We start from the raw sequence: 13,684 nt of genomic DNA on the forward strand, positions 1-13,684 counted from the left end.
ATTAATCTTCGGATTCTTCCTGTTTATTATGGTTGGTTACTAAAAGCTTATCTATACGGCTGCGATCCATATCGATCACTTCGAATTCGAACTGTCGCCATTTGAACTTCTCACCGGTTTGGGGAATATTTTCCAGAACATGCAGCACAAAGCCGCCCAAGGTATTAAACCCTACCAGCTCCCTGCGATCACTTTCCTGGATATTAATACTGAAATATTGAATAAAATCATCGAAGGGCAACTGCGCGTCTATCAGGTAACTGCCGTCCTCTCGCTTCACGATTTCCGATGCCTCTTCGATGTCTTCGGATATATCGCCAACCAGGGCGTCCATAATGTCGTGCATGGTTACCACACCGAGCGTACCGCCGTATTCATCCACAATAATGCCGTAATACACGCGCTGCTCTTTAAATTTTTCGAGCGCCTGGTAGGCCCTGTTACTCTCGGGAAGATACACCGGGTCGCGCATGATCGAATTCAAATGGGCCATCTGCACTTCCAGGTCGGTCGCTATTAAGTCTTTGACATACACCAACCCCACGACATCGTCGACATTACCGCGGCAAACCGGGTAAATGGAATGCCTCGCATCGAGTATCTTGGCCTTATTTTCTTCAACGGTATCTTCCAGGTCAAGCCAGACGATCTCCTGCCGGTTGGTCATCAGCGAAGTTACCTTTCGGTCGCCGAGCTGAAACACATTATGCACGATCTCCTGCTCGATTTCTTCGAAAACACCCCCGGAAGTCCCTTCTTGGATCAGGCTTTTAATCTCTTCCTCTGTGACCGCATTCTCGCTTTGTTTTATATTTAAAACCCTGATGATCAAATCACTTGAAAAGCCAAGCAGCGCGATAAAAGGTGCGGTTGCCTTGGAAAGCAGGTTCATCGGCGTTGCCATTACTTTCGAAATGGCTTCCGGATTGGACATCCCTATTCGTTTCGGGACGAGCTCGCCGAGCACAAGCGACAAATAAGTGATGAAAACCAGGACAGTGCCCACGGCTAATGAATGGCTATACGGAGCCAGGAGCGGAACCGTTTGAATGAACTGCTCGAAATCAGTAGTAATGTTATCACCACTGTACATACCAGTCAGCAAACCGATGAGCGTAATGCCTATCTGGACAGTGGAAAGGAATTTTGTGGGTGAATTTGCGAGGCTTAATGCTGCTTTCGCACTCGAATCGCCATTCTTGGCTGCTGCTTCCAGGCGCGATTTTCGGGAAGAAACCAATGCTATCTCTGACATGGAAAAAAGACCATTGAGCAGCACCAGAAATAGAATTATAAGGAGTTCCAAGAACTGGTTAGTTGTTACAAGTACAAATTTATCAATAATAATCTCTGCCTAAACTAAACTCTTTACTTAATTTTGCGATCCATTCACGTACCCATTCCAAAATGATCATTTTTTTCGACGACCGTCCTGTCAGAATTGTACGGACCAATCAGTTGTCTGCTTCCGAAACCTCCCGATTTGAACACATCGTGGATCTTCGGCTCGAAAAGTTGCAGAGAAGCATGCTGACAGGTCACGTCCTATTCCTGAATTCCACTACAGCGAGCGCCATTCAGGTGATCCAGATGCTCGAAAAAGATTTTCCGAAAGATATGCTTTCTATCACGATGGCAACTCGGGAGAAGGCGGAAGTGGAAGAAAAAATCAAGGCACAATACAAGGTGATCAAAGCTGCGGGCGGCGTAGTTGTGAAAGGTGGCAAATGGCTCTTTATGTACCGCCGCAAAATGTGGGACCTGCCCAAAGGTAAGCTCGACAAGGGTGAAAATTCCAAAGTGGCGGCTACCCGCGAAATAGAGGAGGAAACCGGCGTCAAAGCGCTGATCCGCGACAAAATCTGCACCACCTGGCACACCTATACGCTCAACAACAGCCGCATTCTTAAACGCACGAAGTGGTACCTTTTCGATTGCATCGACGATACTAAAATGAGCCCGCAGGCCGAAGAGCAAATCGAGAAACTCGACTGGTACGAGCCTGCGGATGTAAAGCCGCTGCTCATCAAGTCTTACAGCTCAATCCGCTACGTGATCGACAGCCTCAACAAGATGCACAACCTGAAAGAATCCTAAAAACGGCGTTCAGAACACTATTTTAGATGTTCTGCTCCGCCTTTTTCAATTCGGATAGTGAATAGGGAAGAAAGTTGTCCACGGCCTGTCCGTAGCGGTGCAGGTCGCGGATGATGCTCGAACTGATCGGGGCAAGACTTGGCGAGGTGATCAGAAAAACGGTTTCGATCTCTTCATATAAATACCTGTTAACTTGCGAAATACCGTTCTCATATTCAAAATCGGTTGTGTTTCGCAGCCCTCTCAGCAAAAACCTGGCCCCTAATTCTCTCGCTGTGTGCGCCGTTAGGTCATCATAGGTAACTACCTTCACATCAGGGTGTGAAGCAAATGTCTTTTGGATCATTTCCTGCATGACTTCGAGCGGAAAATAGCGCTTTTTCGTCGCGTTGTTACCGATTCCGATCACCACCTGGTCAAACAGGCGCAGCCCCCGCAGGACGATATCTTCATGCCCCTTTGTGAATGGATCGAACGATCCCGGAAATAATGCAACACGTGTCATAGGAGGCCTTTATTAGGAAGATATGAGATAAGTATTGAACAAACCGAAGTACCTGTGACCAGGCACTTCCGCGCATTGCGGGCTGTACCTGAGTGTTGTAGGCCGGGTACCCATATGCAAGTTCGGGAAAAACCGCGAAAGCTCCTGGTAGGAATCCGTCGCAGGCGTAATTTCTCCGTAACAAAGAACCTTTATTTCCTCCGGCAGGATATTCAACTGGCTCAACGTGAACAGGATGATATAAGCAAGTTCCTGAACCTGGGCATATTTAAAACGGTTGCAAAGCATCAGCTGCTGGCTTTCGCTGACCACCAATGTGAAATGGTCCTTTTCGAAATACAAAGACATCATCCGCATTTCCTGGTGCTCCACGTGGTTCACCAGCGAACCAATCGCCAGGGCGCTCGTCAGGTGGTAGAAGGTTACCGTCGAGGCGCTGAAGTGGTTCACGACCCAGTCGTACCACAATTCCTGAATGCTGAAAACATTTTGCGCGTGTACCAACGGCAGGTCATGCCAGAGCACTTTCTCGTGCTTGGAAACCGGATTGCCTAATGCAAACGACAGATATTCATAAGCAGACTCCGGCTTAAATAGCACGTTTGGCACCAGCGTGAATGCATGCGAGTTCACCGTCACACGCACGTTCTTCCAGTTGTTGGACGACCACGACAAATGCCCGCTAAAAATCCGTTTCAGCCGCTCGAAGATTTCGGCGGGAGTCAGCGCATTCTCAAAGAAATAGTCTTCCAACCAGATACATTCCATGTTTTCATCCCTGACAATGCAGAAGCGGATACGCCGCTCGTCCAGCTCAACACAGAGCGTACAGAGCGGTATGCTTGCCGCATCAAAGGAATTGTCTCCTACCAACAGCGTCGGAATAACTTCAATTAACTGGTTTTCAGAATTTGCCACGTCGTGGGGTGGTGTTGTTTATAGGTCAAGCCGGGTTTTGATCGCCGGTAATATAGTTCTTCAACTTAAAAATCCCTGCCAGCGAACCGGCTATATTCAGAATCCTGTGCCGCTGCTGCGGTTCATATGTCTGAATTTCTTCCCATGATAAAAACCGGACGTCCCGGATAATCTGCCCATCGGCCGCCAGCTCCGGGTCGAATCCGGAAGCTATCGTGCCCGTGAAGGATCTAATTGCAAAAAACAGCTCCACCGCGTGCAGCGAGTCGCCAATATGCTCATTCACAAACAGCAACTCCCCTATTGTAACCTCCAAACCGGTCTCCTCCCGGAACTCGCGGGCTAATGCGTGCTCGGCCATTTCACCGAAGTACACGCCACCGCCCGGGGGCGACCAGAACGCATCATCAGGGCCGTAAAGCGCGTGGTTAACAAGCAGTATGCGGTCCCCGTCAATGCAAATCCCACACACGCGTACACGTACGGAGCCGCCAAAAATAGTTCCTATGTCTGCGTTTAAGGTCTGCAAAGCTTGTTTTGTTGCACGGGCAAAGATAACCAACCGTCCAGAATAGGCAAGACATAATTATCCCGCCCCACTTTCCGCATTGCGGTACGGGTTGGTCAACGACGGCCTTTCAGTAAAATGGGCCGGCGCTCAGGAGTACGGGCTTCCGGAGATATAGCTTTCGAGGGTATTAATATGCTCTTTCTGCTCGTTAATGATCGCGGAAACGATGTCGTTGATCGAAATAATACCGACTAGCTGACCATCGCGATTCACGGGCAGGTGGCGAATATGCTTGTCGGACATGATCTGCATACACTCCTCGATTTTCTCGTCCGTCTCCACGGTAATCACCCTACTGGTCATTACGTCGCGGATCAGCGTATCTTTCGAGCCGCGTCCGAGTAATATCACTTTCCTGGCATAGTCGCGCTCGGAGAAGATACCGATCAATTCATTATCTTCAATTACCAAAACTGCCCCAATGTTCTTCTCGGCCATGAGTTCCAGAGCCTCAAACACTGTGTTGTCCTGCGTAACCGACCAAATCGCATTGACAGGCTTGTTGCCCATTACATGTTGTACCAGCATAGATGTTTAGGTTTGGGGATTTTCAGATAAGGGAGTCTAATATATGGATTTAGCCTATTAAAATCCAATAAATTCTGAGTATTATTTTGTAAAAAAATCCCGTTTTTGATATTCAAAATCCTTGCGCTAGATTCGTTCCATGGACACCGACAAACTTTTGCCTTCCCAATTACTGCGCAGACAATTCCCTTTCAAACCTACCGACGGGCAGCTTCGCTTCTTTGAGCTGACCAATAATTTCCTTGTCGAAGAAAAGGGCCTGGAACGTTACCGGGATTGTTTTTTGCTCAAAGGATATGCGGGAACGGGCAAAACCACGATCATCAGCACACTTATCAAAGTCCTTAAAAACTTCGGGTATAAATCGGTACTCCTGGCGCCCACCGGCCGGGCGGCGAAGGTAATGTCGGGTTACTCTGAAAAGATCGCGCTCACGATCCACAAGAAGATTTACAAACAAACCGCCGATGCATTTTCGGGCACATTAACTTTCCAACGGCAGAAAAATTACCACGATAACACCCTTTTCATCGTCGATGAGGCATCCATGATTACCGACGAAGCTGATTTCGGAAGTCGAAGCCTGCTGGCGGATCTGGTTGAATTTGTATTCGAAAACCCGGGCAACAAGCTGATGCTTGTGGGTGATACCGCGCAGCTGCCGCCAGTCGGAAAGGAGCTGAGCCCGGCGCTGGACGGTGATTATCTGGAAAGAACATTTTATATGTCTGTTTTTCAGGAGGAATTAAAGGAGGTCATGCGCCAGGACGAGCAATCGGGTATTCTTTTCAATGCGACCCAATTGCGCAGTCAACTCAGTGCCGGGGCGGCGGATATTCATATTACCACCCGCTCCTTCCGCGATGTTTTTAAAATGACCGGCGAAAAGCTGGAAGAAGGCCTACGGTACGCCTACGATAAATATGGGACTGAGAACTCCATTATCCTGACACGTTCAAACAAATCGGCGGTTCAATATAATGAGTACATCCGGCGGGTGATTAATTTCTCGGAAGACGAGCTCGATGCCGGCGACAGGCTAATGGTTGTGCGCAACAACTACAATATCCTGGACGAAGACTCTCCTGCCGGTTTCATCGCAAATGGTGATTTTGTGGAGCTTTTGAAAATCCGCAAAACACAGGAAATACACGGTTTCCGTTTCGCAGACGTAACGCTGCGATTGACCGACTACGAAAAACAACCCGAATTCGACGCGAAGATTTTCCTGGACACATTGCACTCTCCCTCGGCATCGATGTCCGCAGAAGATAATAAGAAGCTCTACGAAAGCGTGCAGCAGGATTATTTCTATATTAAATCTAAAAAAGACCGCGTCGAGGCGTTGCGAAAAGACCCTTATCTGAATGCATTGCAGGTCAAGTTCGCTTACGCCCTTACGTGCCACAAGGCGCAGGGCGGCCAGTGGAGCGCAGTGTTTATCGATCAGGGGTATTTGCCAGAGGAACAGATCAACACCGAATTTATCAGGTGGCTTTATACGGCAATTACCCGCGCCACCGACGAAGTTTTCCTGATGAATTTTCACCAGCAATTTTTCAAATAGCCCCTGTCAGGCAGGCACGGAAGCGCGTTGCAGGCGGTCATTAATAGCCAGTCCGAGCCCGCTGGAAGGCACCAGCTCTACTTTGATTTCTGAAACGGGTAGCGTATCCAGCTCGCGCAGATATGCGAACAGGTTATGTGCCGCCTCTTTCAGATCGCGGTTCGGGCTGAGCAGGCGCTGGTATTCCCGGTCGGCCCCTTCCAGGTACCGGTCAAACATCAGGTAGCCTGTTTCGGCACCGCCTGGCACAATATCATCCCTTCTATATAAATGTAATGGCTTTCGCGGGGCGTAGTGGCTTTTGAGCATTCCCGGCGCCTTCGGGTCGGACGTAGAATGCGGCATCAGCACCACCGGCCCTATCAGCGATTCGATTTCATTGATATCAAGCCCACCCAGCCTGTAGACAATCGTTTCATCATTTTCAAAACCCAATATTGTCGACTCGATCCCTACCTCGCACTCTCCGCCGTCCAGAATGTAGGGAATGCGGTCGCCGAGCTGCTGATTGACGTGTTCAGGTTTGGTAGGACTGATGTATCCGAATGGGTTTGCACTCGGAGCGGCAAGGGGAAAACTTAGCTGAGAGAGCAACTCCAACGTCAGCGGATGGTTAGGAATTCGTACGGCAACCGTATCCAGCCCCGAGGTAACCAGGTCCGGCACGATGTCCCTTTTGGGCAGCAGCAAAGTCAGCGGCCCGGGCCAAAAACGGCTGGCGAGTACCCGCGCTTTTTCGGGGATGTCCGAAACGTAAATAGCCGCTTTCTCGATCGAATCAGTATGAATAATGAGCGGATCGAATGCGGGCCGGTTCTTTGCTTCGAAAATAGAAAGTACTGCTTTTTCGTTCAATGCATTGCCCGCCAGCCCGTACACGGTTTCGGTAGGAATGGCTACTAATTCGCCTTTTATCAGAAATTCTTTTGCGACATGAAGGTCGCTGCCCGTAACTGCCAAAGTATGATTCTGTTTTAAAAATACAAAAATACGGCGGCGCGGAAGAAATCCGAGTATCCGCATTTAGATTGTTTTTAAATAGACCTTGAATGTCTGAAAGTAGGCGCTCCGTTACCTGATACGTGTTTATATTTATTGGTTAAATAGTACTATCTAAACAACCCTTTACTATGTTTCAAATCAAAGAACAACCTGCCGTTTTCGACGTCGCCATCATCGGCTCGGGCGCGGGAGGCGGAATGGCAGCTTATCAACTTGCGAAAGCGGGTGCCAAGGTGGCTCTTTTGGAAGCAGGTGGATATTTCGATCCTGCCGATCCAAAATACATTACCCAGCTGAAATGGCCGTACGAATCGCCCCGTCGTGGTGCCAGTACCCACCGCCCTTTCGGTGATTTCGATGCTGCCTGGGGAGGTTGGGAAATCGAGGGAGAACCCTATACACGCAAGAACGGAACGCAATTCGACTGGTTCAGGTCCCGGATGCTTGGTGGCCGGACCAACCACTGGGGCCGTATTTCCCTGCGTTTCGGACCAAAAGACTTCAAAAGAAAAAGCATTGACGGGCTCGGCGATGACTGGCCGATCAGCTACGACGATGTAAAGCCTTATTATGACCAGGTCGATAAGTTGATTGGGGTTTTTGGCACCGTCGAAGGCCTTGATAACGAACCGGACGGAATCTTCCTACCTCCGCCGAAGCCGCGCCTGCACGAGCTTTTCCTGAAACAGGCAGGTAAAAAGGCAAATATTCCGGTAATTCCCTCGCGTCTGTCGATCCTTACCAAGCCTATTAACGACCAGCGCGGGGTTTGTTTCTATTGCAGCCAATGCTCACGCGCTTGCCAGGCATATGCGGATTTCTCCTCCTCGTCGGTATTGTGTATCCCTGCGATCAAAACCGGTAACGTAACCTTGATCAACAATGCCATGTGCCGCGAGGTACTTACCGATCAAACGACAGGCTTGGCAACAGGCGTTTCCTACATCGACCGTGAAAAACTGACCGAGCATACGATCAAAGCAAAAGTTGTCGTACTCGCAGCGAGTGCCGCGGAATCTTCACGTCTGCTGCTCAACTCGAAATCAGCCCGCCATCCAAATGGTCTGGCGAATTCAAGCGGCGTGGTAGGCCACTACCTGCACGACTCGACCGGTGCTTCACGCGGCGCATTCCTGCCTCACCTGATGGACCGCAAGCGTTACAATGAGGATGGCGTAGGCGGTATGCACGTGTACACTCCCTGGTGGCTTGACAACAAAAAACTCGACTTCCCACGCGGTTACCACATCGAGTATGGAGGCGGTATGGGTATGCCGAGCTACGGTTTCGGTTCAGGCATTGAAAACCTGAATGGCAAGTATCCGACCAAAGATGGTGTAACCAAAGCGGCAGGCGGCTACGGCTCCTCGCTGAAAGAAGATTACCGTCGTTTCTATGGCGCCAACATCGGTATGGCCGGTCGCGGTGAGGCGGTGCCTGATTATAATAACTACTGCGAGATCGACCCGAATGTTGTGGATAAATTCGGTATTCCTGTACTGCGTTTCCATTACAAATGGTCTGATTATGAAATCAAACAGGCAAAGCACATGCACGATACTTTCGAGGAGATGATCCACGCGCTGGGTGGCGTAGCGAACGGAACCAAACCGGGCGCAGATACCAACTACGGCCTGGCAGCACCAGGACGTATCATTCACGAAGTAGGAACCGTGCGCATGGGCGACGATCCGAAAACTTCCGCATTGAACAAATTCTCGCAGGCACACGATGCCAAGAACGTTTTTGTCGTAGACGGCGGTTCGTTCGTCTCACAGGCCGATAAAAACCCGACCTGGACTATCCTGGCGCTATCGATGCGTGCTTCGGAATACATTATCAATCAGGTTAAACAGAAAAATATTTAACATTTGAACCCTGTTCAAATCATACTCATATGAAACGCAGAGATTCATTAAAGTCATTGACATTGAGCTCCCTGGGAATGGTGGCGTTAAGCCCGCAGGTGGCCCTTGCCGAGCAACGTGAGCTCGACACGCAAAACCCGCCGGAAACCCCGCTTAAAATTCCGGGAGGAAGGACGAAGGAGGAAGCAATCCGTGATGCCAAACTAGCTAAGGAGAAGTTCCTGACGGTAGCAGAGCTGGCTACGATCAAGGTTTTGGTGGACATTATCATCCCGGCCGACGACAAATCCCCGAGCGCATCGCAGGCAGGTGTGGTCGAGTTTATCGACTTCATCGTCAAGGATATGCCTCAACACCAAACGCCATTGCGCGGAGGTTTGAGATGGCTCGAAAGAGAATCGCTCAACCGCTTCGGCAAGGGATTTACACTCGCTACCAAGGCACAGCAGATTCAGATCGTGGATGATATTGCGTATCCTGAGAAAGCAAAACCGATCCACAGCCAGGGTGTGGCATTCTTCAATTTTATGCGTAACCTGACAGCTTCCGGTTTCTACACCTCAAAAATCGGTATCGCTGATCTTGGTTACAAAGGTAACACGCCTAATGTGTGGGAAGGTGTACCCGAAGATGTACTGAAACAATACGGTTTGAGCTACGATTAAGGGTTCCCGTTGAAAATGTTGGGAGTAAGCAGTGCGCCATTGAATGTCAATGGCGCACTTTTCTTAACTTTGAGGCAAACTCGACATTCTACACATGCAGTTATCTGAAAACATAAAAGACTCCTATTCAAGCCAGTACAATGAAGGTTCTGTAAAATGGCGCAACACTGGTGCGCGTTATAAGGCGCTTAATATCATCGAGTTGTCTAAATCAATTCAATTCAAAAATGTGCTGGAAGTCGGTGCGGGTGAGGGAAGTGTGCTTAACTGGTTATCGCAACTCAATTTTTGCGACGACCTCAATTGCATTGAAATTTCCGAAAGCGGGATCGAGCAGATCAAGTCCAAGAACATCAAAAACCTTCACGATGTTCTCTTGTTCGACGGATACCAGATTCCTTACCCCGATAATCATTTTGACCTGGTCGTGTGCTCGCACGTATTGGAGCACGTGGAGCATGAGAGAATGTTACTGCGGGAAATCAAAAGGGTATCGAAATACCAGATTTTTGAAGTACCCATAGACTTTTCGTTCTATGTGGACCGGAAGCTGACGCATTTCCTCTCGTACGGACACATTAATATTTACACACCTTCATTGTTCCGGTTTTTGTTGAAGTCGGAAAACTTTGAAGTGAAAGATGATATTAACTACTTCTATCACGATGATGTGTTAAAACTGCTTTATGGGAAGAATAAATCGGCGTATTACATTACGAAAATCAAATTCGCATTGTTAAATATGGTACCTTTTTTAAGGGGTATTAAACCAAGCTCTTACGCGGTACTGACGCAAAAAACCGACAAGCAACTCTCTATTTTTTGAGAATAATATCTTCTTGTATAAAAACGAACGCCCCGTTTCGAAACGGGGCGTTCGTTTTTATAGGCGACCGCAGAGTGGTCTCCCGACTGAAAATCAATACAACTTCTGACGCTGCTCTTTCACGGTCTCGTCGGTCAGGAACTCGTCGTAAGTCATCAGCTTGTCGAGAATGCCTTTAGGTCCGATCTCGATAATGCGGTTTGCAACGGTTTCGACGAACTGGTGGTCGTGAGAATAGAACAGCAATGCGCCCGTAAAGTCGATCAGCCCGTTGTTCAAGGCCGTGATCGATTCGAGGTCGAGGTGATTGGTTGGGTCATCGAGTACCAATGCGTTCGCACCCGAGAGCATTGTACGCGAGAGCATACAACGCACTTTCTCGCCTCCTGAAAGTACTTTCGCCTTTTTCAACGACTCCTCACCAGAGAAAAGCATCCGGCCCAGGAAGCCCCGGATGAAGCTTTCGTCTTTTTCGTCGGAATATTGACGCAGCCAGTCTACCAGATTTAAATCTACATCAAAGAACTGTCCGGGATCTTTCGGGAAGTAGGATTTCGTAATGGTAACCCCCCAGGTGAAATCTCCTTTATCAGCCTTATCCACTTCACTCACAATGTCAAACAATGCACTGATCGCCATTACATTGCGGCTCACAAATGCAATTTTATCGCCTTTATTAATGGTAAAGGTAAGGTTATCGAACAGCTTGGTACCGTCTTCGGCAGTTTTTGAAAGACCTTCCACGCGGAGAATCTGGTCACCCACCTCACGCTCCGATTTGAAAGCGATATAAGGATATTTACGGGACGAAGGCTTGATATCATCCACAGTAAGTTTTTCCAAAAGCTTGGCACGGGACGTAGCCTGCTTCGACTTAGAGGCATTCGCGCTGAACCGGCGGATAAACTCCTCCAATTCCTTGCGCTTGTCCTCCGACTTTTTATTGGCATCCTGGCGCTGCTTCAATGCAAGTTGGCTCGATTGGTACCAGAATGAATAGTTACCAGAGAACATCTGTACTTTGCTGAAATCGATATCCACTACGTGTGTACAAACTTCATCGAGGAAGTGACGGTCGTGGGAAACCACGATTACCGTATTTTTGAAGTCTGCCAGGAAGTTTTCCAGCCACAATACCGTTTCAACGTCAAGGTTGTTGGTAGGCTCATCGAGCAAGAGCACATCGGGGTTACCGAAAAGTGCTTGCGCGAGCAGCACGCGCACTTTATCGTTCGCATTCAGGTCGGCCATCAGCGAATGGTGCAGATCTTCGCCCAGGCTAAGGCCACTCAGAAGTTGTGCAGCTTCGGTTTCAGCCTCCCAGCCATTCAGATCGGCGAATTCGGCTTCGAGTTCAGCCGCTTTTTCGCCGTCAGCGTCGGTAAATTCTTCCTTTTCATAAATCGCCTCACGCTCCTTCATTATTTTGTAAAGGCGCTCGTGACCGAGGATCACCGTATCCATCACAGAATAGGCGTCGAATTCGAACTGGTCCTGTTTGAGGAACGTCATCCGTTCGCCGGGGTTCATGCTTACATTCCCTGTCTGCGGCTCGATTTCACCTGAAAGAATCTTCAAAAATGTTGATTTCCCGGCTCCGTTGGCACCAATTACGCCATAACAGTTACCAGGGACAAACTTTATATTTACTTCATCGAACAATACCCTTTTACCGTATCGCAGCGATACGTTCTGAACCGTAATCATCTGTAAATTGATTATTTATGAATGAGACCGCAAAATTACAAAAATCGGTCTGATTTAGCATCCTTGGGAGGACTAAATACAAACAAAACAGGCCGGTAACATACCGGCCTGCCTATTAAAATGGGCTATTTGCTACTGATCAAGGGATCACGCGCAATGTGTGTGCCCCTTTGGCCACACTCACTTTTGCCCCCTGCTTTTTCAAAGCCGGCGTATCGCCTTTGCTTACCGACCAGAATTCGACGCCACCATTACCGCTGCCGTATTCGAGGTATTCAAATACAGAAACTGCCAGGTTGGAGCCGTCCTTATCGAATGCTACGCTTTGCGGATAAATGCCATCGAATGGATAATCGGCCACTTTTGTCAACGCGCCGGTGGCAGCTATTTTATACAATGAGAGTGAAGCGCCTGTGCCAGCGCCTGCTTCCGCCCATGGCGAGCCACTTTTGCCTGCGTTCGCGGTTACAAGCAATGTACCATCGGGACTCAATGCAAACGAACCGGTATTCAGACCTGCCGGTGCTTGTCCGGACACTTTGTGCTCAACGGCGCCATCCATGGAGAAATCAACCACAATGACTTCCCCTTCCCCAGCACCTTTTCCTTGCGCGCCTTTTGTGTCAAGAACAAGATAATGCTTTCCGTCGGCGGTGAATTTTCCGAAAGAAGGATCAACACCCACTTTTACCGGCTTTCCTACCATCTCCACGTTTTTCAGCTTGCCTGCCTCACGAATCACTTTGTACAAGCCAACTTCATTGGAATTATCGAGGGTAAATGCAATGAAATCGCCTGATGGATGCCACGAAACGTCTATAATCCGACTAGTCGTATCTAATGCCGCAGGCAGGTTCAAAAAACGCGCCGGCTTACCGTCCGGGCCAGCCTCAATAAACACCAGTTCTTTGCCGGTATCGCTGGTAGAGAGAATCAGCTCGTTCTTGTTGACATCAATAGCCGTCGGCTTTTTACCAACCGGGAAGCCGAACTTAGCTTTCGGTGCCGCCAGATTACTGATATCGACCACAAACAGCTTTTCTCCTGCGGGGAAATCTTTTGACAGGTCTTTATACTCACCTACCCCGTCTTCGGGTCTGATCCGGTTTTCAAGCACAAATGCGAGGGTTCCCGTCGGGGACACGGCCAGCGTTTTGGAATAACCCAGCGCTGAATTGGAAACCAGGGCAGTCCCCAGGCCTCTGCTTCCTCTTTCCACCGGAAACTTGATGGTCGTGAGTTGGTCTTTTGATGTGTTGTCTCTTAATAGCTTCCCATCCACCAATGCAGAAGCTGCCAAATCGGCATCAGACACTACTACCAAGCCCCGTGCATTGAATGTAATGGGTGATTGGGCTATCGCCGGGATGCTTCCCAACGCAGCCAAACCAGCAAAGAATGCAACTTTTTTCATAGAAAAGAATTTAAGT

The 13,684-nt window shown here is 48.9% G+C and carries 13 protein-coding genes; 5 read left to right on the forward strand and 8 right to left on the reverse strand.

The window, feature by feature from the left end; all coding sequences use genetic code 11:
• Position 1: 1 nt before the first annotated feature.
• The gene (locus ACTJJJ_RS09305) at positions 2-1,306 is read right to left on the reverse strand and encodes a hemolysin family protein (RefSeq protein ID WP_188928309.1); all 1,305 of its coding nucleotides are present in this window, start codon (positions 1,304-1,306) and stop codon (positions 2-4) included.
• A gap of 101 nt (positions 1,307-1,407) precedes the next feature.
• Between ACTJJJ_RS09305 and ACTJJJ_RS09310 the strand changes: the two genes are divergently transcribed.
• Positions 1,408-2,097 (forward strand): NUDIX hydrolase, encoded by a 690-nt coding sequence (locus ACTJJJ_RS09310; protein ID WP_188928307.1) that lies wholly within the window; start codon positions 1,408-1,410, stop codon positions 2,095-2,097.
• 22 nt (positions 2,098-2,119) lie between these two features.
• On the opposite strand, the gene coaD is transcribed toward ACTJJJ_RS09310, so the two are convergent.
• The 4 genes from coaD to ACTJJJ_RS09330 all read right to left on the reverse strand — a co-directional run bounded on the left by coaD (position 2,120) and on the right by ACTJJJ_RS09330 (position 4,601).
• Positions 2,120-2,602, reverse strand: a complete 483-nt coding sequence (gene coaD, locus ACTJJJ_RS09315; protein WP_188928306.1) for a pantetheine-phosphate adenylyltransferase — start codon at positions 2,600-2,602, stop codon at positions 2,120-2,122.
• 12 nt (positions 2,603-2,614) lie between these two features.
• Positions 2,615-3,520: a DUF3822 family protein gene (locus tag ACTJJJ_RS09320; protein ID WP_188928305.1), complete on the reverse strand. Its 906-nt coding sequence runs from the start codon at positions 3,518-3,520 to the stop codon at positions 2,615-2,617.
• A 25-nt stretch (positions 3,521-3,545) separates the two neighbouring features.
• Complete coding sequence (locus ACTJJJ_RS09325; protein ID WP_426293993.1) at positions 3,546-4,049, reverse strand: NUDIX domain-containing protein; 504 nt, start codon at positions 4,047-4,049, stop codon at positions 3,546-3,548.
• A 129-nt stretch (positions 4,050-4,178) separates the two neighbouring features.
• Positions 4,179-4,601 (reverse strand): CBS domain-containing protein, encoded by a 423-nt coding sequence (locus ACTJJJ_RS09330; RefSeq protein WP_426295913.1) that lies wholly within the window; start codon positions 4,599-4,601, stop codon positions 4,179-4,181.
• Positions 4,602-4,758: 157 nt separating this feature from the next.
• Here ACTJJJ_RS09330 and ACTJJJ_RS09335 point away from each other — a divergent pair, with 157 nt between their 5' ends.
• A complete protein-coding gene (locus ACTJJJ_RS09335) occupies positions 4,759-6,186 on the forward strand; it encodes an ATP-dependent DNA helicase (protein ID WP_426293992.1) in 1,428 nt (475 codons plus the stop codon).
• A 6-nt stretch (positions 6,187-6,192) separates the two neighbouring features.
• On the opposite strand, the gene ACTJJJ_RS09340 is transcribed toward ACTJJJ_RS09335, so the two are convergent.
• Positions 6,193-7,209: an L-threonylcarbamoyladenylate synthase gene (locus ACTJJJ_RS09340; RefSeq protein WP_426293991.1), complete on the reverse strand. Its 1,017-nt coding sequence runs from the start codon at positions 7,207-7,209 to the stop codon at positions 6,193-6,195.
• A 107-nt stretch (positions 7,210-7,316) separates the two neighbouring features.
• Between ACTJJJ_RS09340 and ACTJJJ_RS09345 the strand changes: the two genes are divergently transcribed.
• The 3 genes from ACTJJJ_RS09345 to ACTJJJ_RS09355 all read left to right on the forward strand — a co-directional run bounded on the left by ACTJJJ_RS09345 (position 7,317) and on the right by ACTJJJ_RS09355 (position 10,547).
• Positions 7,317-9,056 (forward strand): GMC oxidoreductase, encoded by a 1,740-nt coding sequence (locus ACTJJJ_RS09345; RefSeq protein ID WP_188928300.1) that lies wholly within the window; start codon positions 7,317-7,319, stop codon positions 9,054-9,056.
• A gap of 29 nt (positions 9,057-9,085) precedes the next feature.
• Positions 9,086-9,721 (forward strand): gluconate 2-dehydrogenase subunit 3 family protein, encoded by a 636-nt coding sequence (locus ACTJJJ_RS09350; protein ID WP_188928298.1) that lies wholly within the window; start codon positions 9,086-9,088, stop codon positions 9,719-9,721.
• 94 nt (positions 9,722-9,815) lie between these two features.
• Positions 9,816-10,547, forward strand: coding sequence for a class I SAM-dependent methyltransferase (locus ACTJJJ_RS09355; protein ID WP_188928296.1), 732 nt, complete (start codon positions 9,816-9,818; stop codon positions 10,545-10,547).
• Positions 10,548-10,640: 93 nt separating this feature from the next.
• Here the strand turns inward: ACTJJJ_RS09355 and ACTJJJ_RS09360 are convergent, their stop codons facing one another.
• Complete coding sequence (locus ACTJJJ_RS09360) at positions 10,641-12,254, reverse strand: ABC-F family ATP-binding cassette domain-containing protein (protein WP_426293990.1); 1,614 nt, start codon at positions 12,252-12,254, stop codon at positions 10,641-10,643.
• A gap of 139 nt (positions 12,255-12,393) precedes the next feature.
• Positions 12,394-13,668: a beta-propeller fold lactonase family protein gene (locus tag ACTJJJ_RS09365; protein WP_188928293.1), complete on the reverse strand. Its 1,275-nt coding sequence runs from the start codon at positions 13,666-13,668 to the stop codon at positions 12,394-12,396.
• Between the last annotated feature and the right edge of the window lie 16 nt (positions 13,669-13,684).

The sequence above is a fragment of the Dyadobacter sp. 22481 genome, from assembly GCF_052044875.1.
GTDB classification, from domain to species: Bacteria; Bacteroidota; Bacteroidia; order Cytophagales; family Spirosomataceae; genus Dyadobacter; species Dyadobacter endophyticus.

What these genes read in the sequence shown, in the direction of transcription:
- ACTJJJ_RS09310 (WP_188928307.1), top strand. Translation starts at nt 1,408, where the DNA reads ATGATCATTTTTTTCGACGACCGTCCTGTCAGAATTGTACGGACCAAT.
- coaD (WP_188928306.1), bottom strand. Translation starts at nt 2,602, where the DNA reads ATGACACGTGTTGCATTATTTCCGGGATCGTTCGATCCATTCACAAAG.
- ACTJJJ_RS09330 (WP_426295913.1), bottom strand. Translation starts at nt 4,601, where the DNA reads ATGGGCAACAAGCCTGTCAATGCGATTTGGTCGGTTACGCAGGACAAC.
- ACTJJJ_RS09335 (WP_426293992.1), top strand. Translation starts at nt 4,759, where the DNA reads ATGGACACCGACAAACTTTTGCCTTCCCAATTACTGCGCAGACAATTC.
- ACTJJJ_RS09340 (WP_426293991.1), bottom strand. Translation starts at nt 7,209, where the DNA reads ATGCGGATACTCGGATTTCTTCCGCGCCGCCGTATTTTTGTATTTTTA.
- ACTJJJ_RS09345 (WP_188928300.1), top strand. Translation starts at nt 7,317, where the DNA reads ATGTTTCAAATCAAAGAACAACCTGCCGTTTTCGACGTCGCCATCATC.
- ACTJJJ_RS09350 (WP_188928298.1), top strand. Translation starts at nt 9,086, where the DNA reads ATGAAACGCAGAGATTCATTAAAGTCATTGACATTGAGCTCCCTGGGA.
- ACTJJJ_RS09355 (WP_188928296.1), top strand. Translation starts at nt 9,816, where the DNA reads ATGCAGTTATCTGAAAACATAAAAGACTCCTATTCAAGCCAGTACAAT.
- ACTJJJ_RS09360 (WP_426293990.1), bottom strand. Translation starts at nt 12,254, where the DNA reads ATGATTACGGTTCAGAACGTATCGCTGCGATACGGTAAAAGGGTATTG.
- ACTJJJ_RS09365 (WP_188928293.1), bottom strand. Translation starts at nt 13,668, where the DNA reads ATGAAAAAAGTTGCATTCTTTGCTGGTTTGGCTGCGTTGGGAAGCATC.